Raw genomic sequence first — 23,628 nt, 5'->3', positions numbered from 1 at the left:
CCGGATAGTAAATATCCGCAATATTGCTTTATTACAGTAAAATTAAACGAATGATATTTGTATTTTAATGAAACAAGGAAGCTTTACATAGTGCTTATATGTAATTTAGTTGATGCGGTAGAATTGTTCAACTGCATGAGCCATATTTTCCCGGCTGAAGCGTGAGCGCAGCAGGAGCGGATCAGGCATGGTTTGCTGATAATTGGCCGGGAAGGTCAGGGCTTCGCACATTTTTGCGGCGATGGCGCCGACGTCAGGTTTGCAAAGGGCATTGCTGTCTGTGCCGAATATTTCAGCAAGACCGCCGACATCTGTGGCGATGATGCTGCGCTGTGCGGCCAGAACTTCCAGCGCAATATATGGCAGAGATTCCGCACGGGAAGGCAACACAAAGATTTGCCCGTGTTTGAGTGCTTCACGCACCGGCATTGCCGGATAAAAACATATGTGGTTTTCCAGTCCGAGTTGCGCAGCAAGAGCCTGATAATTCTGCTTCTGCGGCCCGTCTCCGACCATGGCACCGGTGGCAAGAGGCCGGTTGCTGGCTCTTGCTACCTTGTTCAGCTCAGCCAGCGCGCGGATAAATAAATCCGGTCCTTTCAGGTCGCGCATCATGCCGGTAAAGAGAAAGTCGGCGGCATCGGGTTCCGGTGTAACCGGTGCAAATTCATCTTTGCTGATGCCGTTGCGGATCACAATATGCGCGCAGCGCGGATTTCCGACTTTTTCCTGATAGGTGTTTTCCTCATAGGCCGAGACAAAAATCAGGCCGTTAGTGATCCGTTCTTGCAGACGTTCCGCGGCGAACATGATTTTACCGGCAAGGGTTGCCGGATCAAAATGCAGGCTGCCGCCATGAGGAGAGTAAAATTTATGCAGGCGCTGAGCCTGACTTTTATGGATGTCTATTGTGCCGAGACGGGCATAAGTCCCGCCTTTTGCACCATGTCCGTGTACAATATCCGGCTGCAGCTGCTTCAGTAATTTGCGCGTGCTTAAAATAGCACCGATGTCACTGAGACCTATTTTGCGGCTGATGGGAATGCGGTGCAGACCCAGTGCCAGATCAGGCAGCATGGCAGCAAATTGCTGTTGTTCAAGTGCGCCGTCTTCGCATAATTCGCAAATCACACCGACCTGATGACCGGCTGCATTCTGCATGGCAGCCAGATCGCGTATATGGCGAAACACACCGCCTATAGGGGAACGGAAGCAATGGATAATCCGCAAAGATTTTTGCTTCACAACAGCCTCGTCTCAGGAAGGATGAATTCTGGTCTGTCCGTGATGATCAGAATAACCGTTCACGGACATAGATTGTATCGCCTGGAAGGATAGGATCTGTAATACGTACCCGTCCGGTAAAGATTTTGCCGTTGATCTGGCGGGTAATGTCCACGCTTTCCTGATTGGCGCGCGGTGTAAAGCCGCCGGAAGCTGCAATAGCCGTTTGTGCAGTCATGCCCGGTACGTAAGAATATTGTCCGGCGCCGCCGACTTCACCCATGATGAAGACAGGACGGTAGCGGTCGATTTCCACGCTGACGTCAGGATTGCGGATATAACCGCCGCGCAGTTTTGAAGCGATGGTGGCTTCAAGCTGTTTTACTGTTTTGCCGCGTGCAGGTACGCTGCCGATCAATGGGAAGGCAATATAGCCGGACTGGTCAACGGAATATGTATTGCTTAAACCGGCCTGTTCAAAAACGGTGATGCGCAGACGGTCGCCGGAACCGAGAATATAAGGCTGGTTCAGCGCTTCGTGGAATGCCGGAGGAGCAGGGCGATAGCTGGTGCAGCCTGACAATACCAGACAGGTTACGCCCAAAGCTGCCATAAAAACACGTGTTTTCATTCTGCTCTTTTCCTTATCCCGTTCTGATTGCTTTGGTGTCAGAACCCACCAAAGCATGTCGCAGCTAAATGGATTCATTTAGCGTTCGCGCACATGCGACAATTAAAAGAATCTAGAGCGAGCGCTGTGAATTTGATTAAGCACGACACGCTCTAGTTCATTATTATATATATTCAGGTTCCGTTGCGCATTTCATAGCTGTGCAACGAACATCTGTCTGATGGTGATTATTGAATTATTAGGGTTAATATGGCGTAAAGACTAAAAGCTAAAATCTGTTGTACTGATAAAATTATCTTTAAATACAAACTGCTAAAGTAAAGTCCTGATACGCCCTTAGTATGAAGGGTGAGGGGAAATTGCAGGATTTAACCCTATAGTTACCTTGATGATTTACCATAAGAGTCCTGTGCAGGATTATGGGGATCGGGTCAGTGATGCGTGATGCAGCAGAAAATGCGGAAATTGATATCGGAGCGCTGTTTGCCGCTCTGAAGCGCAACTGGCTGTTCATTCTACTGGGCGCACTCCTGTTTGCTTTGCTGACATGGGGTGTTGCGCAGTTTCTCCCGCCTTATTACCGTTCCGAAGCGCGTATTCTGATTGAAGCACGGGAAACTGTCTTCACGCGCCCGAATGTCGGATCGGAAACGGATCGTCCGCTGCTGGATCCGGAAGCCGTGAAATCGCAGGTAGAGCTGATCAGCTCTGCTAAAATCCTTGCAAAAGTAGCCGCCGATCTGAAGCTTGAAGATTATGCGGAATTCTATCCGAAAACCATGTCGCCGGTGAAACAGGTTCTGGTATTGCTGGGATTGCGCCCTGATCCGCGCACGATTCCGGTATCAGAGCAGGTTCTCACCCGTATGCGCGAGAATTTACAGGTCTATGCTGTAACCGGCTCGCGGGTGATTGTGGTTGAGTTTGTCTCCAAAAATCCGCAAGTCGCAGCCGATGTCGCCGATAAAATTGCGGATGAATATATTGCAGCACAGGCCGCTGCCAAACGCCAGCTGACAGGCGATGCAACCGGCTGGCTGGAGCCGGAAATTGAACGGCTGACGAAGAAGGTGCGTGAGGCAGAAACCAAAGTCGCTGATTTCCGCGCGGCAAGCGATCTCCTCAATACCAGCAGCAATACATCTCTTGCCACGCAGCAAATGTCCGATATTTCATCGGAACTGTCGCGTCTGAAAGCTGAGCGTGCCGCCAGTGAGGCTAAAGCTGAAAGCATTCGCACTGCGCTTAAAAACGGCGTGCCGATCAACAGCCTGCCGGAAGTCATGTCTTCCGGTATTATGCAGCAGCTGAATGAGCGTCGCGGAGCGCTGATGGCCGAGATTGCCAATCTGTCGACAACGCTGCTCGACGGGCATCCGCGTATTCAAGGCTTGCGTGCGCAGCTCGCCGATCTTGACCGGCAAATCCGGCAGGAAGGCAATACAATTCTGAAAAGCCTCGATAATGAGGTGACGACTGCCCGCAGCCGCGAGCAGGAGCAGACCCGTGAACTCAACCGCCTGAAAGCACAGGCCGCCGAGGCTGGCAGTCAGGAAGTTGAACTGCGTGCTTTGGAACGTGATGCTGCTGCCCAGCGCGATTTGTTGCAAGCCTATCTGGCACGCTATCGCGAGGCTTCCAGCATTGCTGATCGTACAGATCAGCCTGCAGATGCACGGATTTTTTCAACGGCAACTGTTGCAGGGGCACCGTATTTCCCTAAAGTGCTGCCTATGGTCAGCATGAGTTTCGTTGCTGGCCTGTTGCTGTTGTCGGTTTTTGTTTTGCTGCGTGAGCTTTTCAGTGGTCGCGCTATGACAACAAATCCTGTCAGAGCTGTCAGGGGACAAAATCTCTGGGGCGATGAATATGGTGCTGTTGCACAGAATTTTAGCCCTGCGCATAATAAAACCGCACAGATTGATAATAAGCTGATTGTGCAGCCGGCTCCCGAGCCTGTTTCCGATAAAAATGAGATGGTAGAGCAGCCTATGGCCCGTCCTGAAATTGATGTTGAAACAATTCAGCGTATCTATGACAGCTATACTGTGTCCGAGCCGGATGCCACGGAAGAACCTGATCCGGCATCGGATGATATTTATGCGCCCAACGGTGTGGCGGCAATTGCCAGCCGTCTGATGTTGCAGGAGCGCCGCCGCATCATTCTGATCTCGCCGGAAGGCGATGCCGGTTCTGCCGGCAGTGTGCATCTGCTGCGTGAACTGGCTGACCGCAGCCTGCGGGTATTGCTCGTGGATATGACCGGCAATGGTGCTGTCAGTCAGGCAATGCTGGATGGCAACAGGCCTGCAGGCATTACCGACCTGCTGCTCAATGTGAAACAGTTCACCGATATTATTCACGGGGATTTATATTCGGATGCGGATGTGATTCCGACAGGTCTTTCTGATCCGAAAACCGCCATGGCACAGGCCGAGCGTCTGCCGGTGATTTTTGAAGCGCTGGAAACAGCCTATGATTTCGTGCTGGTGGAAACCGGTGCATCCTCTGCCGAACAGGCGCTGAACCTCGACAGCGATACATCCGTCTTTGTGATGAATGTGTTTGACAGCGAAGATCAGGCTGTGGCGCAGACGGCACTGGCATTCCATGAGGCGGGTCAGGATGATGTGACCATTCTGATGGTACCGCACGCATAAAAACGGATTAAGCGCTTCTACGCAGCTTGCTGCGCAGTTTTTTCACCAGCGGCCAGAGATGTTTGTTGGTTTTAATACGATAGACAAGACCTGAGCGCAGCTGATTGAATGTTGCGCTCAACCGGCCTTTGAATGTCAGCGCGATATGGCTGTCATAAAGCGGCTGCTCAATATCGCACCAGTCGCGTTTGTATTTCTCCTCGCCGATACCGAAGCTGAAATAATCCAGCTTGTCATCAATGGCAGCGGCAATCGCTTCGTAAAACAGAAAATCTCCGGGACTGGCGGTGACCAGATCATCATCGGCAAAGGCACCGAATTCCACAGTCAGACCGCGTTGCAGTGGTGTCTGACTGTCAGGGCTTTGCCAATAGGCGCAGCCAATGACCGCACGCGGTTTTCCGGCAACTTCAAGAACATGCAGGCGATATTGTCTGCGCGTGTCATTTTCCGGTGCAGCGAAGAGTTTCTGGAAAAAACGGTTCAGATCATCGCCGGTAAAGCTGTTGGCAATGCCCTGTTTGGCAAAGCGCTGGCTTTTCATCGCATAAAAATCATTGAATGCAGCGCTGTTTTCCGCATCACCTTCTGCGGTGTAAATCCGCCATGCACCTGTTTCATCATAACGGCGGGCATGCTGGCGGTGCTTTTTGCGTTTGCGCGAGGCATTGCTGCGCTCAAGCACAGTGTCAAAACTGTCTGGCAGAGTGGCAATCAGCGCCGGATTCGGATTGCGCTGATGGGGGAGGATGAGCAGCGGATTATTATATCCGAGCCAGCTCTGCATCTGACGGGTGAGGGATAGCAGCGTAATATCCGGCCGCGCTTCTTTCAGGCAGGCAATCAGTGCAGTGATATGGTCTTTGCTGATGTGTTGCGCAAAGGCCGGAAACAGAACCGGAAAATTGCAATTGGCATGGGAACCGCCGGCAAAGCGCGCAACATGCTTGTGGTTTTGTTTGATAACCTCAAGCGGCAATAACAAAGCAGGGCTGTCATCTATAAACAGCGCCAGCACAAGACAGTCAGGATTCACATTTTGCTGCCAGAGCCGAGTCCAGAGAGCGGACTGGGCTATACCATGCACCGTCTTGTCATTGCTCCAGAGTGGCAGAGCCTCATGAATGTCGGAATAACAGACTGTGCGGATCATAATCAGCGGGCTTTAGGCGGCTGAACCATCCACCACAACAGATACATGGCCGGAAGTATCCACAAAAAGCCGGTGAAGAAGAAATAAGCAAGCTGTACCCAGACCGAAGACTGGCCAAGATGGGCAACCGCAATCATGGTTGCAAGCAGCGCATAAACTGCAATCAGCAGAACAAGCAGCACAGTTCCGATCAGTTTTTTCAGTCTTACAGGCATATTTCTCTCTCCGTCACCACTCTCATACACCAGACAGCCCTGAATCTGAAATGATTTTCGTCTCCGCTTCGTCACTGCATTTATGAAAGGGGTAATAAAAACAGCGTCTGCGTGTCGCGTGTTGTTGTCTTGTATTCGCGGTGCGCATGCGGCATGTATCTGCGGGGGTAAAACTCAGTCGGAGCAGGATTGATGATAACAGATTATGCCGCATTACCGGCAACACAACAGCCGGTCAGTGCCAACCACGACAAGAACCGCAAGATGGTGCGGTGGTGGCTTTATGCGGTATTCGTTGTACTGATCGCAATTGTCATGGTGGGCGGTGCAACCCGTATGACCGGCTCCGGTCTGTCTATCACCGAATGGAAGCCTATCCATGGCGTTATCCCGCCGCTGAACCATGCGGAATGGCTGGAAGAATTCGATAAATACCGCCAGATCCCGCAATATCAGCAGATCAACAAGGGTATGGCACTGGAAGAGTTCCAGTTCATTTTCTGGTGGGAATGGGCGCATCGTATGCTGGCGCGTTTCGTCGGCTTTCTGGTGGCTGTTCCGCTGATTTTCTTTTGGGTAACAGGCCGCCTGCAGGACGGCTTGAAAGCACGGATGCTCGGCATTCTGGCGCTGGGCGGCTTGCAGGGCGCTATCGGCTGGTGGATGGTGGCATCGGGCTTGAGTGTGCTGACATCGGTGAGCCAGTATCGCTTAGCTGTGCATCTCACTATGGCCTGTGTAATTATTACTGCCGTGTTTTATGTTGCGCGCGGGCTTGCTGAATATACGGAAAAACCAGCGCCGCGTGGCTTGCAACGCTTTGCAGGCTGGCTGGTTCTGGCAATTCTGGTGCAGATTTATCTTGGCGGGCTGGTTGCGGGGCTGCATGCCGGTCTGACCTATAATACATGGCCGCTGATGGACGGCGCGATTATCCCTTCAGACCTGTTCATCAACCAGCCTTACTGGCGCAACCTGTTTGAAAATCCGAAGACTGTGCAATTCATTCACCGGATGTTTGCCTATACGGTGCTGGTGCTGGCTGTGCTGCACGCTGTGCAGGCGCATCGCCATGCTGCCGGTACAACTCACGCGCGACGCTCTGTTGTGCTGCTCGGCCTGATCCTGATGCAGGCGGCGATCGGAATTATCGCCTTGCTGACAATGGTGCCGATTGAATGGGGGCTGGCGCATCAGGGCTTTGCATTGGTGGTGCTGAGCTTTGCTGTCGCTCATTGGCGCGCCTGTAAAGGTGCATATGAAATGCGTGCAGCGTAACAAAAAAAGCCCCGCAAATGCGGGGCTTTTTTATGGATACAACTGATGTCTTAATCTACGCAGTACGGCAGCGATTTTCAGTTCACGTTCCTCATCTGCAGCATTGCCGTCTTCATGATGCCATGCGGCTGAGAGGCAGCCATAGCAGAAGGCATAATCGAGAATATAGGCTGCAGGCTTGTCGATGATCCCTGCGAAATATTGCGCCATTTCTGCAGCACGCTGCATATTAAGGCACAAATCATCACGGTCGAGCGGATTGTAGAACAGATTGGCGCAATCAAAGGCAGCATCACCGCATAATCCGTGCGGATCAATTGCCAGCCAGCCCCGTGCACTGCGAATGATATTCTCATGATGAAGATCGCCATGCAGGGCGATGATTTCATGAGGTTGTCTGAGCAGGGATGCCGCGAGATCGGCTGCTTCCGTGTAAATATCCGCTTTCTTTCCCGCCAGATCAAACAGGCTTTTGAAATGCTTGAGCAGCGGCTGTAATTCAGACGGCAGAACCCGACCGGAGGGACTGTGTAAAGCGCGGATCACTTCGCCGGCAATGCGGATGGCATCTGCATCATGTCCGGCTTCAAGATGGGCTTTGAGGTCATAGTCACCGGCATATTCCAGCAACATCATCACCGGATCATGCGTGAGGCCGAGCAGCCTGATCGCACCATGTCCGTCACGCTCGCGCAGATAATAAGCGCCGCGCAATTCTTCATGGCCGGCAGGCTTGAGAACTTTAACAATCACCGGAGACTGTTCCTCTCCGGTGATTATTGCTTTCCAGATATGGCTGGAATTGGTGTCAGCGAGCAGTGTTGCAGAGGCAATCTGCCAATGTGCCGGAAATACCGGCTTTATCACTGCTTGCTGTTCCATAGTAATGAATGCTCCGGTTAACGCAGCCCCAGCATCAGGTTCATATTCTGCACGGCTGCACCCGATGCACCTTTGCCGAGATTATCCAGCACGGCGACCAGATTGATCTGCTTGCCGCCTTCGGAGCCGAAGACATAAAGATTCATACCATCTGTATCTGCCAGCATTTCGGCATCCACACGCGCCATGGCGCTGCTTTCTTCAAGCGGGACAACACGCACGATTTTCTGACCGGAATAATGTGCCTTCAGCTCATTATGCACGTCTTCCGATGTCGGTTTGCCTTTGAGCAGATCGAGATGGACCGGAACCTGCACAATCATACCCTGCGCAAAACGGCCGACACTTGGTGCAAAAATCGGCGCATGGTCGAGTTTGCCATACATCTGCATTTCCGGCAGATGCTTGTGCTTGAGTGTCAGGCCATAGAGGAAGTTATTTTCCTTCATATGTTCCGGATGGTTCACATCTTCCATCTGGGCAATCATCTGCTTGCCGCCGCCGGTGTAGCCGGAGACTGCATTGACGGTGACAGGGTAATCGCTGTTCATCAGCCCTGCATCGCGTAGCGGGCGGATGAGCGAGATTGCACCGGTCGGATAGCAACCCGGATTGGCAACCAGACGGGCTTCGCGGATACGCTGCGCCTGCAATGCTTCGAGCTCTGCAAAACCATAGACCCAGTTGGAATGGGTACGGTGCGCGGTGGACGTGTCGATAATACGCGTGGAATGGCCTTCAAGCAGGATTACTGCTTCACGCGAGGCATCATCCGGCAGGCAGAGAATAGCAATATCAGCCGAGCGCAGCAGATCAGCGCGCAAATCTTTATTGCGTCGTTCTTCTTCCGGAATAGAAAGGACTTCCAGATCAGTGCGACCGGCAAGGCGGGTACGGATCTGCAGACCCGTTGTGCCATGTTCGCCGTCAATAAAGATTTTCGGTTTCATTTGAATTTTGCCTTAATGGTAGAGAATTCAGAGTGTTAGGAGTTATTGCTGAATCATTCTGTCAAACAGTTGATTCATTTTGTGAGACTAAAGCATTTCCGGCAAAAGCGGGAACCGGTTTTGCCTGAGGACAATGCGTAAAATCAAACAGTCGGAGCAGTGCCAGTGATTCAATATTCACCGGAACCGCTTTAACGTGCGGCTTTCTTTTCCGCAAGCAGACCCAGATAATGCATGGCAATTGTCGCGCCTGCAATGGCTGTTATATCGGCATGGTCATAGGCCGGTGCAACCTCTACAATATCAGCGCCGACAATATCAATTTTGCCGAGCTGACGCAGCACCGAGAGCATTTTTGCCGAGGACGGGCCGCCCGCAACCGGTGTGCCTGTACCGGGTGCATAGGCCGGATCAAGGCAATCAATGTCGAAAGTGACATAGGTTTTGCGCCCCTGTGTACGGGTTTCAATCGCCTGCACAATGTCTCTGGCGCTCATATCTTCAACATCATGGCCATAGAGAATCTGAATGCCGCAATCTTCCGGTGCATGGGTGCGGATACCGATCTGGATGGATGCGGTTGGGTCAATAATGCCGTCGCGTACAGCACGGGCAACAAATGAGCCATGATCGATACGCTTGCCGTCATCAAACCAGGTGTCCTGATGGGCATCAAACTGCACTAAGGCTAGCGGGCCATATTTCGCGGCATGGGCTTTGAGGATCGGCCATGTCACAAAATGATCGCCGCCAAGCGACACCAGAAAAGCATCATTGGCGATCAGTTTGGCGGCTTCCTGCTCAATGGTGGCCGGTGTCAGATGATGATTGCCGTAATCGAGCAGGCAGTCGCCGTAATCAATTACCGCCAGATTTTCAAACAGATCGCGCTGAAACGGATATTGCGGGTCATTATCAAAAATCGCTGCGGCACGGCGGATAGCCTGTGGACCGAAACGGGCGCCCGGCCTGTTGGAAACAGCTGCATCAAACGGAATGCCCCAGACCACCGCATCAGCATTGCTCACATCTTTACTATAGAGACGCCGCATAAAGGAGAGGGCACCGGCATGAGTAGGGTCGGTTGCGGCTCCTTTGATCGTCTGAGCCGTAAAAGCATTGTCGATGGATTTATGCGCCATGAAGTAACACCGTAAGCTGAAACAAAACTGACGATACAAGCTGTAGCGTCTTTTGGCGGGCTGATAAAGCGGGCGTCCGATATTTAAATTGCTGAGAATTATCGGGCGCAGAGTTGCGATTGTGATGTGTCCCGTTCTGCCTGCAGATAGTGCTTTTCTATTCATCCGAGGGGACATTATGCAAAGCAGGGTAATCAATGTTTTTGTGGTTTCAGCACTGGCGGTTTTAACAGCAGGCTGTGTCACGGATCAGAAAGCGGCGCAGGCTCAACTTGAGCAGCAGGCCGTGCTGGGTTTGAACTGGGTGCAGCAATCAGGTGAATATGAGGCACTGGCTTATCAGGCTTTCAATACTGCCCGCAGAGCGTTTGACACGGCAAAGGTGGAAGACGGACGTAAGAAGGCTGTGATTGTTGATCTGGACGAGACAATGATTGACAATTCCGCCTATGCCGCATGGCGGGTGGAGAATGGTGTGCCTTATACCAAGCCGACATGGGCGCGCTGGATGGCGGCGCGACAGGCAACGGCTATTGCCGGAGCGGTGTCTTTCGCCCGTTATGTTAATTCCCATGGCGGGCGGATATTCTATATCTCCAATCGTGACGACACATCCTATGCAGCGACTGTCAGTAATCTGCAAAAACTCGGTTTTCCCGGTGTATCGCGTGAAACGGTTTTTCTGCGGACTGAACAGTCAAACAAGCAGGCGCGTTTCGATCGGGTAAAATCCAAGGGCTATGATGTTGTGGTTTACGCCGGTGACAATCTCAATGATTTTGGCGCACAGTTCTACGACAAGAATAATAGTGAGCGCCGGTTGCTGGTTGCTGCACAACAGAACAAGTTCGGCTCAAAATTCATCATGCTGCCAAATCCGAATTACGGTGACTGGATCAGCGGTATGGCTGATGATTATTACAAGCAGACACCGGCAAAACAGCTGGAAATCAACCGTGAGAATTTAAAAGTCTGGAAGGGCTGATTTGGATAAGTTCAGGAACCGGCTCTGCGCCATTCATAGAGCATATCCGGTTCTTTTTCTTCATTGCCGCTGCCGTCGGTTTTACCAATCGCGATAAAACCGTGTTTCTCATAGAATTGCTGTGCCTGAATATTGCGCTGAAATGTCCATAATTGCAGATGCGGAAATGTTGTTTGTGCCTGTTTGAGTAAAGCACTGCCAATACCGCGACCTTGAAAATCCGGCAGAATATAGAGCTGCTCAATCCAGCCTGTTTTAAAGGCAATAATACCAGCCATATCAGGGGAAAATACTGCCCAGACCTCACATTGCGGAAAGACGCAGTTCTCGTAAAACCATTGGTCTTCTTGTGGTGTATGCAGGCCTTTCAGCCATGGCAAAGTGTTATCGAAGGATGCCCGGTGGATGCGGGAAGCCTGTGCCATATCCTGCAAGTCCAGACGCCGGAACGTAAAACGATTGGCTGTCATCGGGCTTGTGTCCCGTGCGTATTGAAGCCATAGGCGCGTTCAACGCGGGCAATCCGTAAAGCATAGGTTTCATACCATGCTGCGCGTCCCTGTTTCTGCGCTGCCAGATGGTCGACATTGCGCTTCCAGTTGCGAATGCTTTCTTCATCGCGCCAGTAGGAGTTGGTAATGCCGAAGCCACTTGCATCCCGCACACTCTCCACGCCGAGAAATCCGTCCTGCTTTTCCGCCAGCTCAACCATCTGACCGGCCATCTCACCATAGCCTGCATCATCATCCGCCGTGCGCTGCGATGAAAACGCAACGATATAATAAGGCGGTTGAGGAAGGGTAGCGAACGGAGAGCGATTATACATGAAAAAGAATCCTGCGGCTTGATGATGTCGAACATAAGAGACACAAGACGCAGGAGACAGCGACTATGCTGTCGCATGAAATAAAAAAGCGGATCCGAAGATCCGCTTTTCTGTCGTTCGTAAGCGATAAAAGATTAACGCTTGGAGAACTAAGCCCCAGAGCGCGATTAGCGCTTGGAGAACTGGAAGCTACGACGGGCTTTCGCCTTACCGTATTTCTTACGTTCTACAACACGGCTGTCGCGTGTCAGGAAGCCGCCTTTTTTCAGCACTGCGCGCAGAGCTGGTTCGTAGTAGGTCAGGGCTTTTGAAATGCCGTGACGAACCGCACCAGCCTGACCGGACAGACCACCGCCGGCAACAGTCGCAATAATGTCAAACTGACCAGTGCGGTTTGTTGCAACGATTGGCTGCTGCAGAACCATCTGCAGAACCGGACGAGCAAAATATGCGTTGAACTCTTTGCCGTTCACGATGATTTTGCCTGTGCCTGGCTTTACCCAAACGCGTGCAATCGCATCTTTACGCTTACCGGTCGCATAAGAACGTCCGAGAGCGTCGACTTTTTTAACGTGAACAGGAGCTTCAGGAGCAGCAGCTGCTGCAACTGTGCCAAGTTCTTCGAGCGAGTTGAGCTGCTCAGCCATTATGCGTTCCTCTTATTTTTGCTGTTCAAAGCGCCGATGTCGAGGACTTCTGGCTGCTGTGCTTCGTGCTGGTGGTCAGCGCCTGCATAAACGCGCAGGTTTTTCATCTGACGACGGCCGAGCGGACCGCGCGGAACCATACGTTCAATCGCCTTCTCAACGACGCGTTCCGGGAAACGGCCTTCGAGGATCTGACGAGCTGTACGTTCTTTAATACCGCCTGGGTGGCCAGTGTGCCAGTAGTAAACCTTGTCGGTGTACTTCTTGCCGGTCAGAACAACCTTGTCAGCATTGATGATGATGACATTGTCACCGTCGTCAACGTGTGGGGTAAAGGTTGGTTTGTTCTTACCGCGCAGAATGTTGGCGACCTGAGAAGCGAGACGACCGAGAACAACGCCTTCAGCGTCGATCAGGATCCACTTCTTCACCACTTCTGCTGGCTTCTGGGAAAAAGTTGCCATTGAAGTTATCCTTGGAAATAATCCTTGCAACAGAGACTGGAGCAAGGCTTTTTTTGTTGCTTGTGTTGCGGCAGAAATCTGCGCGTAACAAATGAAAACCGCTCATCTTTGACAGATGCACGCTTTCTGGCTGTCCAATACAGTGCCTGTGAGTGGGCGTCAAGTGTATTGAATTTGCATATCCTTGTAATTATCTTTTAAAATCAATGCGTTAAAATTGCGGTATTATATTACCCTATAAAAATCCGGTGATTTTTACTCTATATTTCCGTCCGGCCTGTCGCATCACTTCAATTGCCCGCATTTTATGCCTAGATTATATCTTCTGCACAATGTGATGCATAGCAGCATGAAAACGGAGAATGCCATGAATGAAACGGAAGTCAGATCTATCCTGCAAACCAAACATGTGATCGCGCTGGTCGGCGCTTCTCCGAATGAGGATCGTCCAAGCTTTGGTGTGATGAAATATCTGCTGGAGCATGGTTATAAAGTTATTCCGGTCAATCCGGGGCAGGCGGGTAAGCAGATATTGGGGCAGACAGTTTATGCCTCGCTCTCCGATATTCCGGAGAAGATTGATATTGTCGATGTCTTTCGCGCTTCCAATGCTGTGCCTGCAATTGTCGATGAAATTCTGGCATTGAATACACAGCCGGATGTTTTGTGGTTGCAGCTTGAAATCACTCATGAAGAGGCTGAAGCCAAAGCCCGCGCTGCCGGAATAAAGGTGGTGACAAATATGTGCACCAAACAGCAGCATCAGCGTCTGATCGGCGCCTGATTTTAGCTTTATGTGACATTGCGGTTCAAAATTTCTGTTTTGCCGCAATGTAAATCTGCGGGTAATTTATAGATGTACCTGCGGAAAAAGATAATAGTTTGCGTGTATTATAGTTATAAGCGGAATCTTTTTCTTTGCTTGTGCGGGAGTAAAATTCTAACCTGACCCAAATTGTTTATTTTGGGGAGTAGAGAATGTCTAAGCGCAGCCCGGGTTTTGATACACTTGCTATTCATGCAGGCGCAAAACCGGATCCGACAACCGGTGCCCGCACCACGCCGATTTATCAGACTGCATCCTATGTTTTTGATGATGTGGATCATGCTGCCGCTTTGTTCGGCCTGCAGGCATTCGGCAATATCTATACCCGTCTGACCAACCCGACCACTGCGGTTCTGGAAGAGCGCGTTGCAGCGCTTGAAGGCGGTACAGCTGCTGTTGCGACGGCATCCGGCCATGCTGCTCAGTTGCTGGTTTTCCATAATCTGCTGCGCACCGGCGATAATTTCATCGCTGCGAACAAGCTTTATGGCGGTTCGATCAATCAGTTCGGCAATGCTTTCAAGTCTTTCGGCTGGGAAGTGCGCTGGGGTGATGTGGACGATGTTTCCAGCTTCGAGAAACAGATCGACGACAAAACCCGTGCGATCTTTGTTGAAAGTCTGGCCAATCCGGGCGGTATCGTTGTTGATATCGCAGCGATTGCGGAAATCGCGCATAAGCACGGTCTGCCGCTGATCGTTGATAATACAATGGCATCGCCATATCTGATCCGTCCGATCGAGCATGGTGCAGATATTGTTGTGCATTCTCTGACCAAATTCATCGGCGGTCATGGCAATTCCATGGGCGGTATTCTCGTCGATGGCGGTACATTCGACTGGTCGAAATCCGGCAATTATCCGATGCTGAGCGAGCCACGCCCTGAATATGCCGGTGCGGAACTGCACAAAACTTTCGGCAATATTGCTTTTGCCATTGCAGCACGCACACTCGGTTTGCGTGACTTTGGTCCGGCGATTTCTCCTTTCAACTCGTTCCAGATTCTGGCCGGTATTGAAACTCTGCCGCTGCGTATGCAGCGTCATTGCGACAATGCGCTGAAAGTAGCGAAATGGCTGGAAAAGCACGAGAAAGTTTCATGGGTGCGTTATGCCGGTCTGCCGACTGACAAATATCATGCTTTGCAGCAGAAATATTCGCCTAAGGGCGGCGGCGCTGTTTTCACCTTCGGTCTGAAGGGCGGTTATGAAGCCGGTAAGACTTTTGCGAACTCGCTGGAACTGTTCTCACTGCTGGCCAATATCGGCGATACGCGCTCGCTGGTTATTCATCCGGCATCCACGACGCATCGCCAGCTGACTGACGAACAAAAAGTTGCTGCCGGTGCAGGTCCTGAAGTGGTGCGTTTGTCGATCGGTATTGAAGATGCTGACGATATTATTGCTGATCTTGAACAGGCTTTGGCAAAGATCGCCTGATGAAGTCGCTGTTGCTGCCAGTCAATACAGAGTCTGAACCGGAAATTGGTGCGCCCGCAGAAGGGCGTATCATTTTTGGTGATCCGCAGTTCAGAACATGGAATGCGGAGGAGACCTCAGACGGGCTTTATGCCGGTATCTGGGAGTCGACGGTTGGTAAATGGCATGTCGCTTATGATGAGTGGGAGTTCTTCCAGCTGATCAGCGGTGTGTCTGTGCTGACCGAAGAGGGCAAAGAGCCGGTCACTTTGCGGGCAGGCAATAGTTTCATCATCAGACCGGGCTTTAAAGGCACGTGGGAAGTGATTGAAACGACTCGTAAAACCTATGTGATAAAGCTTTAAACTTATATTGTCTGAAATAGAAAACGCCGCGTTCCATAGGACGCGGCGTTTTTGTTTTTACCATTCCAGTTTCAGGCTTTGCATGCCGTGGAAATGATAGGTGTCGCCATAAAGCGGTGGCTCGGCAAAGCGGATATTCGGCAGACGTTTGAACAATGTCGCCAGTGAGACCTGCATTTCCAGACGTGCCAGTGGTGCGCCGATGCAGAAATGGATACCGGCTCCGAAGGAGACGTTCTTCTGATCCGGACGTTCCGGCCAGAAACGATCCGGCTGCTCAAAAGCTTGATAATCGCGGTTGCCGGAACCAAGTAGCAGACCAAGTTGTTCACCGGCTTTCAGCGTTACGCCTTCAGCAATTTCAGTCTCATTATAGGCGTAACGGGTGAACATATGCAGCGGTGCATCAAAGCGCAAGCTTTCTTCAACCACAGCCGCAGTTGATTCCGGCGTGGCAAACAGAGCGCGATGATCCAGTCCGCTTTGCAGAATGGTTTTCACTGCATTGCCTGTCTGATTGACCGTTGCTTCATGGCCGGCATTGAGCAGCAGGATACAAGTGGTAATCAGCTCGTCTTCCGAGAGCTTGGCACCGTTTTCTTCTGCGGCAAGCAACAGGCTTAACAGATCATCACCTGGGTTTTTGCGGCGCTGCGCAGCATAGTCACGCAAATAGTCGGAGAATTCTTTGGCCGCCTGATTGGCACTGTCTTCCACTTCACGGGTGGCATTGTGCATATACATGTTGACCATGCGATGCGACCAGTCGAGCAACTGCGGGGCATTGTCAGTCGGTACGCCCAGCATTTCGGCAATCACAACAACCGGAATAGGGGTGGCGAAAGCCGGCATCAGATCAACATGGCCCTGATGTTCAAAACCGTCAATCAACTCATTGGCAAGTTTTTCGATACGCGGGCGCAGACGCTCTACCTGACGGGAGACAAAAGCACGGTTGACGAGGGTGCGCAGGCGGGTATGTACCGGCGGTTCAATCTCGAGCATGGAGTGGCGCTCAACACCGTCGAAATCTTTGAGATGTTCGCGATTGATTGCATTGGCACGATAACCGCCCGGTTCTTCACGACCAAAACGGCGGTCGCGGAACAGCTTGTTGATGTCGTCATAACCGGCAAAGCACCAGAAACCGTAATCTTCCCAAAAAAACACCCGCGCATTGTGATGCAACCATGCGTAAGCCGCATAGGGATTCTGTACAAAATCCGGCTGATGGGGATCAATGCGTACATGGCGGGTAGCAGGATCGAAATGAAGATAATCGGGTTTTACAGGGGCATTCGGGAAATGACTCATCAGGCTTTCATCGCATTGGCATTAAAAGAGAATTTGCTATGCGACTATAAAGGCAGATGGCGAGAAAATGCAGCGTGACAAAGCGCGGCATGGGGAATTCAACCCAGCCTGCTTTAATATTATTTTGCCAGAGTGTCCGAGAGTATTTTCATAATCGTATTAAACGATGTACCGGTCAGAAGTAGTGAAGCAGAAATAAGGAGCGCTATTAGCGCAACAATCAATCCGTATTCAACGGCTGTAGCGCCTGTTTCTGATTTTAAAAAAAATCGTTTTCTCATTTTGCTCAGTTCATTGTTGTGCTTCGTAGACTACTGATAAATAAAACCGCCCGACACAATTGCCGGACGGTTTTATTTTACAAATTTCAAACCTTAAGAGGGTTATGGAGTAGGTGCTTTATTAGAAGTTTGAACTGCCGAGCCGATTGTTTTGAAAGTTGCACTCAGCTGTGTTCCAACAAATGTTACCATGCCGATAATAACAACAGCGATCAGAGCGGCAATCAGGCCGTATTCGATTGCAGTTGCACCGTCTTCATTTTTGCGGAAGCGCTTAAAAATTGCTTTCATTGCCTTAACTCCAGATAGTTCTTTTCGTTATGGTCTTGCTGACCTGTTACGACTTATAGCCTGAAGAGTGTTTTTCAAGGCTTAAATTACATAGTAAATGAAGTTTAAGCATTGAACTTGCTTAACGAATTACTTTTATTACGCCTGTCGTGAATTGTTTTTTATATTCACAAAGTAAAATGTGATTGTGTTTTCAATATCTTAAATGATGTGTCTAAAAAGAAATGCCCCTGAGACGTTGCTTGGTCTCAGGAGCATAAATATTCGGATCATCGGAAAGCAGACGGAATATCAATGAAAAACCGTTTATTTCCTGACGGAAGAATTAAAAATCCCAGTCATCATCTTCTGTAGCAACAGCTTTACCGATCACATAACTGGAGCCGGAGCCGGAGAAGAAGTCGTGATTCTCATCAGCATTCGGTGAAAGCGATGACAGGATCGCCGGATTAACATTGGTCACAGTGCTCGGGAACAGCGGTTCGTAACCAAGATTCATCAGCGCTTTGTTCGCATTATAGTGCAGGAATTTTTTGACATCTTCGGTCAGACCGGTGCCGTCATAAAGCGCTTCTGTATATTTGGTTTCAACTTCATAGAGATCGAGCAGCATCGAGAAGGCGAAATCTTTCAGCTCTTCCTTGCGGGCTTCACTCTCTTTTTCCAAAGCCACCTGATATTTATAGCCGATATAGTAACCGTGTACGGCCTCGTCACGGATAATCAGGCGGATAAGATCGGCAGTATTGGTCAGTTTGGCGCGGCTCGACCAGTACATTGGCAGATAGAAGCCGGAATAGAACAGAAAACTTTCCAGATACACGCTGGCGATTTTGCGTTTCATCGGATCATCAGATTTATACTCATTGATGATCAGAGCTGCTTTGCGCTGCAGATGCGGGTTTTCCTCACTCCAGCGATAGGCATCATCCACATCCGGTGTCGAGCACAGAGTGGAGAAGATCGAGGAATAGGAGCGGGCATGAACCGCTTCCATGAAGCTGATATTCGACAGAACAGCTTCTTCATGCGGGGTCACAGCATCCGGCATCAGGCTGATTGAGCCGATAGTGTTCTGGATAGTGTCCAGCAGTGTCAGACCGGTGAAAACACGGATGGTCAGTGTTTTCTCTGCCGGTGTCAGCGTGCCCCAGGACGGAATGTCATTGGACAGCGGAACTTTTTCCGGCAGCCAGAAATTACCGGTCAGACGGTTCCATACTTCGAGATCTTTATCATCCTCGATACGGTTCCAGTTAACAGCCTTGGTGGCGCAGACGAGTTTAGGTTGGGCGTTCATAACGTGCTCTGATCTGTTCGGATGAACCGTCTGCGCTGTAGCAGACGGTTTGATATAAAAGGATAGGGTTTACAGGGTGCAGGAAACGCAGCCTTCTACCTGTGTGCCTTCCAGAGCCATCTGGCGCAGGCGGATATAGTAGATTGTCTTGATTCCCTTACGCCATGCATAGATCTGCGCCTTGTTGATATCGCGTGTTGTTGCAGTATCGCGGAAGAACAGTGTGAGCGACAGACCCTGATCCACATGCTGCGTTGCCGCTGCATAGGTATCGATGATTTTTTCCGCGCCGATCTCATAGGCATCCTGATAATAATCGAGATTATCATTGCTCATGAACGGGGCAGGGTAATAAACGCGGCCGATCTTACCTTCCTTGCGGATTTCAATCTTGGACGCAATCGGATGGATCGAAGAGGTCGAATTGTTGATGTAGGAAATCGAACCTGTCGGCGGAACAGCCTGAAGGTTACGGTTATACATACCATGCGCCATCACAGATTTGCGCAGCTCTTCCCAGTCTGCCTGTGTCGGGATCGCAACGCCTGCTGTTTCAAACAGTTCACGAACGCGGGCAGTTTCCGGTTCCCAGACCTTGTCAGTATATTTGTCGAAGAATGTGCCGTCGGCATATTTTGAATCTTCAAAACCGACAAAGCTCGACTTGCGATCCATCGCAATGCGGTTGGACGCTTTAATCGCGTGATAGGTCACGGTGTAGAAATAGATATTGGTGAAATCCACACCTTCTTCAGAACCGTAGAAAATGCGTTCACGCGCCAGATAGCCGTGCAGATTCATCTGACCAAGGCCAATCGCGTGTGATTCATCATTGCCGCGGGCAATCGATGGCACGGAATTGATCTTGCTCATATCCGACACAGCGGTCAGCGCACGGATTGATGTTTCAACGGTCTTGCCGAAATCCGGTGAGTCCATGGTCATCGCAATATTGAGCGAGCCGAGGTTACAGGAAATATCCTTGCCGATATGTTCGTAATTCAGATCGTCTTTATAGGTGCTGGCTTCGCTGACCTGAAGAATTTCCGAGCAGAGATTGCTCATGGTGATGCGGCCGGCAATCGGATTGGCTGCATTCACGGTGTCTTCGAACATGATATACGGATAGCCGGATTCGAACTGAATTTCCGCCAGTGTCTGGAAGAAGGCGCGTGCCTTGATCTTCTGCTTGCGGATACGGCCGTCATCAACCATTTCGCGATATTTGTCGCTCACGGAAATTTCCGTGAAAGGTACACCGTAAACGCGTTCCACATCATATGGCGAGAACAGATACATATCCTCGTCGTTCTTCGCCAGTTCAAAGGTGATATCCGGAATCACCACGCCGAGCGACAGGGTTTTAATGCGGATTTTTTCATCGGCATTCTCGCGCTTGGTGTCGAGGAAGCGCATAATGTCCGGATGGTGGGCATTGAGATAAACTGCACCGGCACCCTGACGTGCACCGAGCTGGTTCGCATAGGAGAATGCATCTTCGAGCAGCTTCATGATCGGAATAATACCGGAAGACTGATTCTCGATCATTTTGATCGGCGCGCCATGTTCACGGATATTGGTGAGCGAGAAGGCCACACCACCGCCGCGCTTGGAAAGCTGCAGCGCGGAATTGATCGAACGGCCGATCGATTCCATATTGTCTTCCATGCGCAGCAGGAAGCAGGAAACCAGCTCGCCGCGCTGTTTTTTACCGGCATTGAGGAAGGTCGGTGTCGCAGGCTGGAAACGGCCGGACAGCACTTCTTCCATGATCGAGATCGCCAGAGCCTCGTCGCCGTCGGCAAGTGCCAATGCAACCATGCAAACGCGGTCTTCATAACGTTCCAGATAGCGCAGACCATCAAAAGTCTTCAGCGTATAGCTGGTGTAATATTTGAACGCGCCGAGGAAGGTCGGGAAGCGGAACTTCTTTTTATAAGCGAGATTGAAGAGATTCTGGACGAATTCAAAAGAATACAGATCCAGCACTTCTTTTTCGTAATAATTCTGGGTCACCAGATAATCGAGCTTCTCTTCCAGATTGTGGAAGAAAACCGTGTTCTGGTTCACATGCTGGAGAAAATACTGGCGAACGGCCTTGCGATCCATATCAAACTGGATCTCACCATTCGGACCGAACAGGTTCAGCATGGCATTCAGCGCATGATAGTCCATTGCCGGAGTGTCCTTTTTAGAACTCCCGTTGTTTGAACTGTTGGTATTGTTCTTTTCTGTCCGTTCAAGCTCAAGAGTCGCCACAGTTTTTCCAATTCATTTTTCGGCCAATATGTGTTGGCCAATTTATTTGTCGGTATGTGCAAAACAAAGACCGGCTTCGCTTTCACATCTGTTCACAATACTGATCCGGCTTTTCGTTTGAGAAAGCGGACAGCAATTTAATCTCGTTGTTGAACCCTGTATGGGCTCAGAAGTCAGGCAGCGAGGTCTGCCTGCCAGAATTTTCGCAGACCATTCCGCACATTGATAACGTCATCATCCGTTCCGGCCAGCTCATAGCGATACAGAAACGGCACCTGACATTTCTCGGATATGACATTGCCGGCAAGACAATAGGTTGCACCGAAATTACGGTTGCCACCGGCAATCACACCGCGAATAAAGGAACGGTTGGCACTGTCATTCAGAAAACGGATCACAGGCTTGGGAACAGCACCGCGTCCGTCCCCGCCGGCATAGGTTGCGACAACCAGCACAAAAGGTTGTGTCACCTGTAAAAGATCGGCCTTCATGCTGCACGGAATACGCAGAGCAGGCAGTCCGGTTTTTGTGACAAAGCGATGCGTATTTTGCGTGCCGCTTGAAAAATAGACGAGCATGCTCATAGCCACTTCCTCATGTTAAATCTCCAGTGAGACACTGAAGTCAAACAAAGACCCTCTATATATAGTGGCACCAGTCCGGCTTTGCAGCCAATGCTGTGCATTATACAGGAAGAGGGCATAGCTTTTGTGATTTGCCTGAAATGCCGTTTCTGGTTCCGGCTTCTGCCCGTCTTGCAAAGTGAAAGACGGGCAGAGAATTACCGGCCAGATTGAACAGTCAGGCGGATTGTCCGGATATGACAGTCAAACCGGAACGCTCAGGCCATTATAATTAAGCCAGCGCGCTGATCATGTCAGGGCGGAAGCCTGCCCAATGTGTGTCACCGGCAACAACAACCGGAACCTGCATATAACCGAGACGTTTAACTGTGTCGTAGCCTTCTGCATCTGCAGAAATATCAATGATGTTGAAATCGATTCCCTGACGTTCCAGAGCGCGATAGGTGGCGGTGCACTGAACGCAGGCTGGCTTGCTGTAAACAGTAATGGACATCGGATTCCTCGTTTCTTGATCGCCCTGATATTTTTCAGAGACTGATATGCGTTATATGCCTGTTGATTATTCCGGAGAGAATAGTCAGCGGACATTGTAGCGGGGGCTACAGTTTCCCTTGGCAGGGCCTCATTGGTCTGCACCTTGCGGTGCCTTCTTGTATCTGCACCTGACGGTGCTCTTCTCTTTTGCACCTTGCGGTGCGGGATTCTTCGTTCTCCGGAGCGTTGTGCCCTCAAAGAACTTCTTGTTTACGCTTCCCTGTATTCCTCACCGGTATGGTTCATCCAGAGACGCACCGGCGGTGATAAATCCGAGCATTGTGGTTCCGCCGCTTTTGAAACGAGAGGGCGGAGGCCTTTCAGGTGCAAAGAGCACCTTTAAATTTGCTGCACAAACTGCGGTTATTCCGCAAAACGCATGCTGAACTTGCTTAAACTGATAAGAACGGAACGGACGGCGGGAGAGGCTGGAAGGAACAGCTCACAGAGGAGCCGGATGCGGCATCAGAGATGGTCGTATAAAGCCATCGGGCGAAGATTCGCTCTGACCGCTGACAAATCTGCTGAAACAGGTTTCTGAACGACAGATGCAGATATCTGTTTGTTTTCCGATTCCTGAAAAGCAGCTCTGACCTTGCGCATAACCTGATTCCTGTTGCCTTGCTGAACTGTGATCTGTGTGCCTGCGATACTGAAAACAACACCGGCGCAACGGATCACATTTCTTCCGTCTTCAACATTCCCGGAGCCTGTTGATAACAACAAGTTCCGATTCTCCGCCGGAAAGGAGTTGCCTCCTGAGAACCGGCAAAAATTTCGACGCAACTATCCCGGATCGCATTGCGTATCGCCGGTTTCATTGTGCCTGATAAAGCCGTTTTGAGCGTGGTTACGAAGCTGCGGTTTGCAGAATCGAAGAACTGCTCAAGACACTATATATGGTATATGTTATGAATTTTTCGTCAATACCTATGGTGTCTCTCTGATAATTTTACCCGCTATACACAGGGCTGAATTAATATGTGGAGATGTGCCAAAAGGGCATCAGCAGGGTCGGCAGGCGTGCTGCCACCGCTCAGCTTGATTCTTAACCGCAGCATATAAGATATGAGCGGTTTTGGGGCGGAATCTTTGCTGTTTCCGGGCAGATTCTTTTCTTTACAAAAGCGGTCGGAGCGGGCAGGCGATTCTTAAATGAGGCGGAGAAGAAGTGCAGAAAGGAAGATGTGAGGATAGAGCATTTCACAGTCAAGTTGGATCAACTTGACGCCCGTGATAATGCGATCAAATAAAGAATCTAGAGCGAGCACTGTGATTCAATCTGGACTTAAACCGCTCTAGTCAGCCATGAGACTGCGATTCTGCATGAAACAATTTCCGCTGAAAATCAGCGCAAGATACAAAATGTTGATTTGCAGAAGAGGGGAGGAAATGGTGG

At 50.5% G+C, this 23,628-nt stretch carries 24 protein-coding genes; 6 read left to right on the top strand and 18 right to left on the bottom strand.

Annotated features, from left to right (window positions below; genetic code table 11):
* Positions 1-105: 105 nt before the first annotated feature.
* Both JNC80_RS08920 and JNC80_RS08915 read right to left on the bottom strand, forming a co-directional pair.
* Positions 106-1,245 (bottom strand): glycosyltransferase family 4 protein, encoded by a 1,140-nt coding sequence (locus tag JNC80_RS08920; RefSeq protein ID WP_376710099.1) that lies wholly within the window; start codon positions 1,243-1,245, stop codon positions 106-108.
* A gap of 46 nt (positions 1,246-1,291) precedes the next feature.
* Positions 1,292-1,855 carry a polysaccharide biosynthesis/export family protein gene (locus tag JNC80_RS08915; protein WP_116088154.1) on the bottom strand — a complete coding sequence of 188 codons (564 nt, stop codon included), beginning with the start codon at positions 1,853-1,855 and terminating at the stop codon, positions 1,292-1,294.
* Between the two features lie 437 nt (positions 1,856-2,292).
* On the opposite strand from JNC80_RS08915, the gene JNC80_RS08910 reads away from it, so the two are divergent.
* Entirely contained in the window at positions 2,293-4,515 is a 2,223-nt protein-coding gene (locus JNC80_RS08910) for a Wzz/FepE/Etk N-terminal domain-containing protein (RefSeq protein WP_376710098.1), read from the top strand.
* 7 nt (positions 4,516-4,522) lie between these two features.
* Here the strand turns inward: JNC80_RS08910 and JNC80_RS08905 are convergent, their stop codons facing one another.
* Both JNC80_RS08905 and JNC80_RS08900 read right to left on the bottom strand, forming a co-directional pair.
* Complete coding sequence (locus JNC80_RS08905) at positions 4,523-5,668, bottom strand: GNAT family N-acetyltransferase (protein WP_376710097.1); 1,146 nt, start codon at positions 5,666-5,668, stop codon at positions 4,523-4,525.
* 2 nt (positions 5,669-5,670) lie between these two features.
* Complete coding sequence (locus JNC80_RS08900) at positions 5,671-5,883, bottom strand: DUF2842 domain-containing protein (RefSeq protein ID WP_075655607.1); 213 nt, start codon at positions 5,881-5,883, stop codon at positions 5,671-5,673.
* Positions 5,884-6,147: 264 nt separating this feature from the next.
* On the opposite strand from JNC80_RS08900, the gene JNC80_RS08895 reads away from it, so the two are divergent.
* Positions 6,148-7,161: a COX15/CtaA family protein gene (locus JNC80_RS08895; protein ID WP_376710139.1), complete on the top strand. Its 1,014-nt coding sequence runs from the start codon at positions 6,148-6,150 to the stop codon at positions 7,159-7,161.
* Positions 7,162-7,191: 30 nt separating this feature from the next.
* Here JNC80_RS08895 and JNC80_RS08890 read toward each other — a convergent pair whose 3' ends face one another.
* The 3 genes from JNC80_RS08890 to speB form a co-directional block, all read right to left on the bottom strand.
* Positions 7,192-8,043, bottom strand: a complete 852-nt coding sequence (locus JNC80_RS08890) for an aminoglycoside phosphotransferase family protein (RefSeq protein WP_376710096.1) — start codon at positions 8,041-8,043, stop codon at positions 7,192-7,194.
* A 17-nt stretch (positions 8,044-8,060) separates the two neighbouring features.
* Positions 8,061-8,993: an N-acetyl-gamma-glutamyl-phosphate reductase gene (argC, locus tag JNC80_RS08885; RefSeq protein ID WP_376710095.1), complete on the bottom strand. Its 933-nt coding sequence runs from the start codon at positions 8,991-8,993 to the stop codon at positions 8,061-8,063.
* Positions 8,994-9,184: 191 nt separating this feature from the next.
* Positions 9,185-10,135, bottom strand: coding sequence for an agmatinase (gene speB, locus JNC80_RS08880; RefSeq protein WP_376710094.1), 951 nt, complete (start codon positions 10,133-10,135; stop codon positions 9,185-9,187).
* Positions 10,136-10,313: 178 nt separating this feature from the next.
* Between speB and JNC80_RS08875 the strand changes: the two genes are divergently transcribed.
* Positions 10,314-11,120 (top strand): 5'-nucleotidase, lipoprotein e(P4) family, encoded by an 807-nt coding sequence (locus JNC80_RS08875; RefSeq protein WP_376710093.1) that lies wholly within the window; start codon positions 10,314-10,316, stop codon positions 11,118-11,120.
* Between the two features lie 11 nt (positions 11,121-11,131).
* Here JNC80_RS08875 and JNC80_RS08870 read toward each other — a convergent pair whose 3' ends face one another.
* The 4 genes from JNC80_RS08870 to rplM all read right to left on the bottom strand — a co-directional run bounded on the left by JNC80_RS08870 (position 11,132) and on the right by rplM (position 13,057).
* Positions 11,132-11,590: a GNAT family N-acetyltransferase gene (locus JNC80_RS08870; protein ID WP_376710092.1), complete on the bottom strand. Its 459-nt coding sequence runs from the start codon at positions 11,588-11,590 to the stop codon at positions 11,132-11,134.
* Entirely contained in the window at positions 11,587-11,946 is a 360-nt protein-coding gene (locus JNC80_RS08865; protein WP_376710091.1) for an antibiotic biosynthesis monooxygenase family protein, read from the bottom strand. The genes JNC80_RS08870 and JNC80_RS08865 overlap by 4 nt, the downstream gene beginning before the upstream one ends.
* Positions 11,947-12,113: 167 nt before the next feature.
* Positions 12,114-12,593 carry a 30S ribosomal protein S9 gene (rpsI, locus tag JNC80_RS08860; protein WP_022710804.1) on the bottom strand — a complete coding sequence of 160 codons (480 nt, stop codon included), beginning with the start codon at positions 12,591-12,593 and terminating at the stop codon, positions 12,114-12,116.
* Complete coding sequence (rplM, locus tag JNC80_RS08855; RefSeq protein ID WP_022710805.1) at positions 12,593-13,057, bottom strand: 50S ribosomal protein L13; 465 nt, start codon at positions 13,055-13,057, stop codon at positions 12,593-12,595. The genes rpsI and rplM overlap by 1 nt, the downstream gene beginning before the upstream one ends.
* A gap of 367 nt (positions 13,058-13,424) precedes the next feature.
* On the opposite strand from rplM, the gene JNC80_RS08850 reads away from it, so the two are divergent.
* From JNC80_RS08850 to JNC80_RS08840, 3 genes are all read left to right on the top strand, one after another.
* Positions 13,425-13,841 carry a CoA-binding protein gene (locus JNC80_RS08850; RefSeq protein WP_376710090.1) on the top strand — a complete coding sequence of 139 codons (417 nt, stop codon included), beginning with the start codon at positions 13,425-13,427 and terminating at the stop codon, positions 13,839-13,841.
* 194 nt (positions 13,842-14,035) lie between these two features.
* A complete protein-coding gene (locus tag JNC80_RS08845) occupies positions 14,036-15,322 on the top strand; it encodes an O-acetylhomoserine aminocarboxypropyltransferase (protein WP_151159312.1) in 1,287 nt (428 codons plus the stop codon).
* Positions 15,322-15,666 (top strand): cupin domain-containing protein, encoded by a 345-nt coding sequence (locus tag JNC80_RS08840; protein WP_306400751.1) that lies wholly within the window; start codon positions 15,322-15,324, stop codon positions 15,664-15,666. The genes JNC80_RS08845 and JNC80_RS08840 overlap by 1 nt, the downstream gene beginning before the upstream one ends.
* 57 nt (positions 15,667-15,723) lie before the next feature.
* Here JNC80_RS08840 and JNC80_RS08835 read toward each other — a convergent pair whose 3' ends face one another.
* The 7 genes from JNC80_RS08835 to nrdH form a co-directional block, all read right to left on the bottom strand.
* Complete coding sequence (locus JNC80_RS08835) at positions 15,724-16,980, bottom strand: cytochrome P450 (protein WP_376710089.1); 1,257 nt, start codon at positions 16,978-16,980, stop codon at positions 15,724-15,726.
* 119 nt (positions 16,981-17,099) lie between these two features.
* Positions 17,100-17,261 carry a Flp family type IVb pilin gene (locus JNC80_RS08830; protein ID WP_084664739.1) on the bottom strand — a complete coding sequence of 54 codons (162 nt, stop codon included), beginning with the start codon at positions 17,259-17,261 and terminating at the stop codon, positions 17,100-17,102.
* Between the two features lie 102 nt (positions 17,262-17,363).
* Positions 17,364-17,552: a Flp family type IVb pilin gene (locus tag JNC80_RS08825; RefSeq protein WP_022710810.1), complete on the bottom strand. Its 189-nt coding sequence runs from the start codon at positions 17,550-17,552 to the stop codon at positions 17,364-17,366.
* A 325-nt stretch (positions 17,553-17,877) separates the two neighbouring features.
* A complete protein-coding gene (nrdF, locus tag JNC80_RS08820) occupies positions 17,878-18,852 on the bottom strand; it encodes a class 1b ribonucleoside-diphosphate reductase subunit beta (protein ID WP_022710811.1) in 975 nt (324 codons plus the stop codon).
* Between the two features lie 69 nt (positions 18,853-18,921).
* On the bottom strand, positions 18,922-21,027 hold the full coding sequence (gene nrdE / locus JNC80_RS08815; protein ID WP_022710812.1) for a class 1b ribonucleoside-diphosphate reductase subunit alpha: 2,106 nt from the start codon (positions 21,025-21,027) through the stop codon (positions 18,922-18,924).
* A gap of 257 nt (positions 21,028-21,284) precedes the next feature.
* Complete coding sequence (gene nrdI, locus JNC80_RS08810; RefSeq protein ID WP_022710813.1) at positions 21,285-21,695, bottom strand: class Ib ribonucleoside-diphosphate reductase assembly flavoprotein NrdI; 411 nt, start codon at positions 21,693-21,695, stop codon at positions 21,285-21,287.
* Between the two features lie 271 nt (positions 21,696-21,966).
* Positions 21,967-22,188 (bottom strand): glutaredoxin-like protein NrdH, encoded by a 222-nt coding sequence (gene nrdH / locus JNC80_RS08805; RefSeq protein ID WP_022710815.1) that lies wholly within the window; start codon positions 22,186-22,188, stop codon positions 21,967-21,969.
* Between the last annotated feature and the right edge of the window lie 1,440 nt (positions 22,189-23,628).

This window comes from Pseudochrobactrum lubricantis, assembly GCF_041929865.1.
Lineage (GTDB): Bacteria > Pseudomonadota > Alphaproteobacteria > Rhizobiales > Rhizobiaceae > Pseudochrobactrum > Pseudochrobactrum saccharolyticum.
This window is presented reverse-complemented; position numbering and strand designations above follow the sequence as displayed.

Coding starts and splice junctions, on each gene's coding strand:
- JNC80_RS08905 (WP_376710097.1), bottom strand. CDS start 5,668: ATGATCCGCACAGTCTGTTATTCCGACATTCATGAGGCTCTGCCACTC.
- JNC80_RS08910 (WP_376710098.1), top strand. CDS start 2,293: ATGCGTGATGCAGCAGAAAATGCGGAAATTGATATCGGAGCGCTGTTT.
- nrdI (WP_022710813.1), bottom strand. CDS start 21,695: ATGAGCATGCTCGTCTATTTTTCAAGCGGCACGCAAAATACGCATCGC.
- nrdE (WP_022710812.1), bottom strand. CDS start 21,027: ATGGACTATCATGCGCTGAATGCCATGCTGAACCTGTTCGGTCCGAAT.
- JNC80_RS08845 (WP_151159312.1), top strand. CDS start 14,036: ATGTCTAAGCGCAGCCCGGGTTTTGATACACTTGCTATTCATGCAGGC.
- rplM (WP_022710805.1), bottom strand. CDS start 13,057: ATGGCAACTTTTTCCCAGAAGCCAGCAGAAGTGGTGAAGAAGTGGATC.
- JNC80_RS08850 (WP_376710090.1), top strand. CDS start 13,425: ATGAATGAAACGGAAGTCAGATCTATCCTGCAAACCAAACATGTGATC.
- JNC80_RS08900 (WP_075655607.1), bottom strand. CDS start 5,883: ATGCCTGTAAGACTGAAAAAACTGATCGGAACTGTGCTGCTTGTTCTG.
- speB (WP_376710094.1), bottom strand. CDS start 10,135: ATGGCGCATAAATCCATCGACAATGCTTTTACGGCTCAGACGATCAAA.
- rpsI (WP_022710804.1), bottom strand. CDS start 12,593: ATGGCTGAGCAGCTCAACTCGCTCGAAGAACTTGGCACAGTTGCAGCA.
- JNC80_RS08890 (WP_376710096.1), bottom strand. CDS start 8,043: ATGGAACAGCAAGCAGTGATAAAGCCGGTATTTCCGGCACATTGGCAG.
- argC (WP_376710095.1), bottom strand. CDS start 8,993: ATGAAACCGAAAATCTTTATTGACGGCGAACATGGCACAACGGGTCTG.
- JNC80_RS08875 (WP_376710093.1), top strand. CDS start 10,314: ATGCAAAGCAGGGTAATCAATGTTTTTGTGGTTTCAGCACTGGCGGTT.
- JNC80_RS08825 (WP_022710810.1), bottom strand. CDS start 17,552: ATGAAAGCAATTTTTAAGCGCTTCCGCAAAAATGAAGACGGTGCAACT.
- nrdH (WP_022710815.1), bottom strand. CDS start 22,188: ATGTCCATTACTGTTTACAGCAAGCCAGCCTGCGTTCAGTGCACCGCC.
- JNC80_RS08915 (WP_116088154.1), bottom strand. CDS start 1,855: ATGAAAACACGTGTTTTTATGGCAGCTTTGGGCGTAACCTGTCTGGTA.
- JNC80_RS08835 (WP_376710089.1), bottom strand. CDS start 16,980: ATGAGTCATTTCCCGAATGCCCCTGTAAAACCCGATTATCTTCATTTC.
- JNC80_RS08830 (WP_084664739.1), bottom strand. CDS start 17,261: ATGAGAAAACGATTTTTTTTAAAATCAGAAACAGGCGCTACAGCCGTT.
- nrdF (WP_022710811.1), bottom strand. CDS start 18,852: ATGAACGCCCAACCTAAACTCGTCTGCGCCACCAAGGCTGTTAACTGG.
- JNC80_RS08895 (WP_376710139.1), top strand. CDS start 6,148: ATGGTGCGGTGGTGGCTTTATGCGGTATTCGTTGTACTGATCGCAATT.
- JNC80_RS08870 (WP_376710092.1), bottom strand. CDS start 11,590: ATGACAGCCAATCGTTTTACGTTCCGGCGTCTGGACTTGCAGGATATG.
- JNC80_RS08865 (WP_376710091.1), bottom strand. CDS start 11,946: ATGTATAATCGCTCTCCGTTCGCTACCCTTCCTCAACCGCCTTATTAT.
- JNC80_RS08840 (WP_306400751.1), top strand. CDS start 15,322: ATGAAGTCGCTGTTGCTGCCAGTCAATACAGAGTCTGAACCGGAAATT.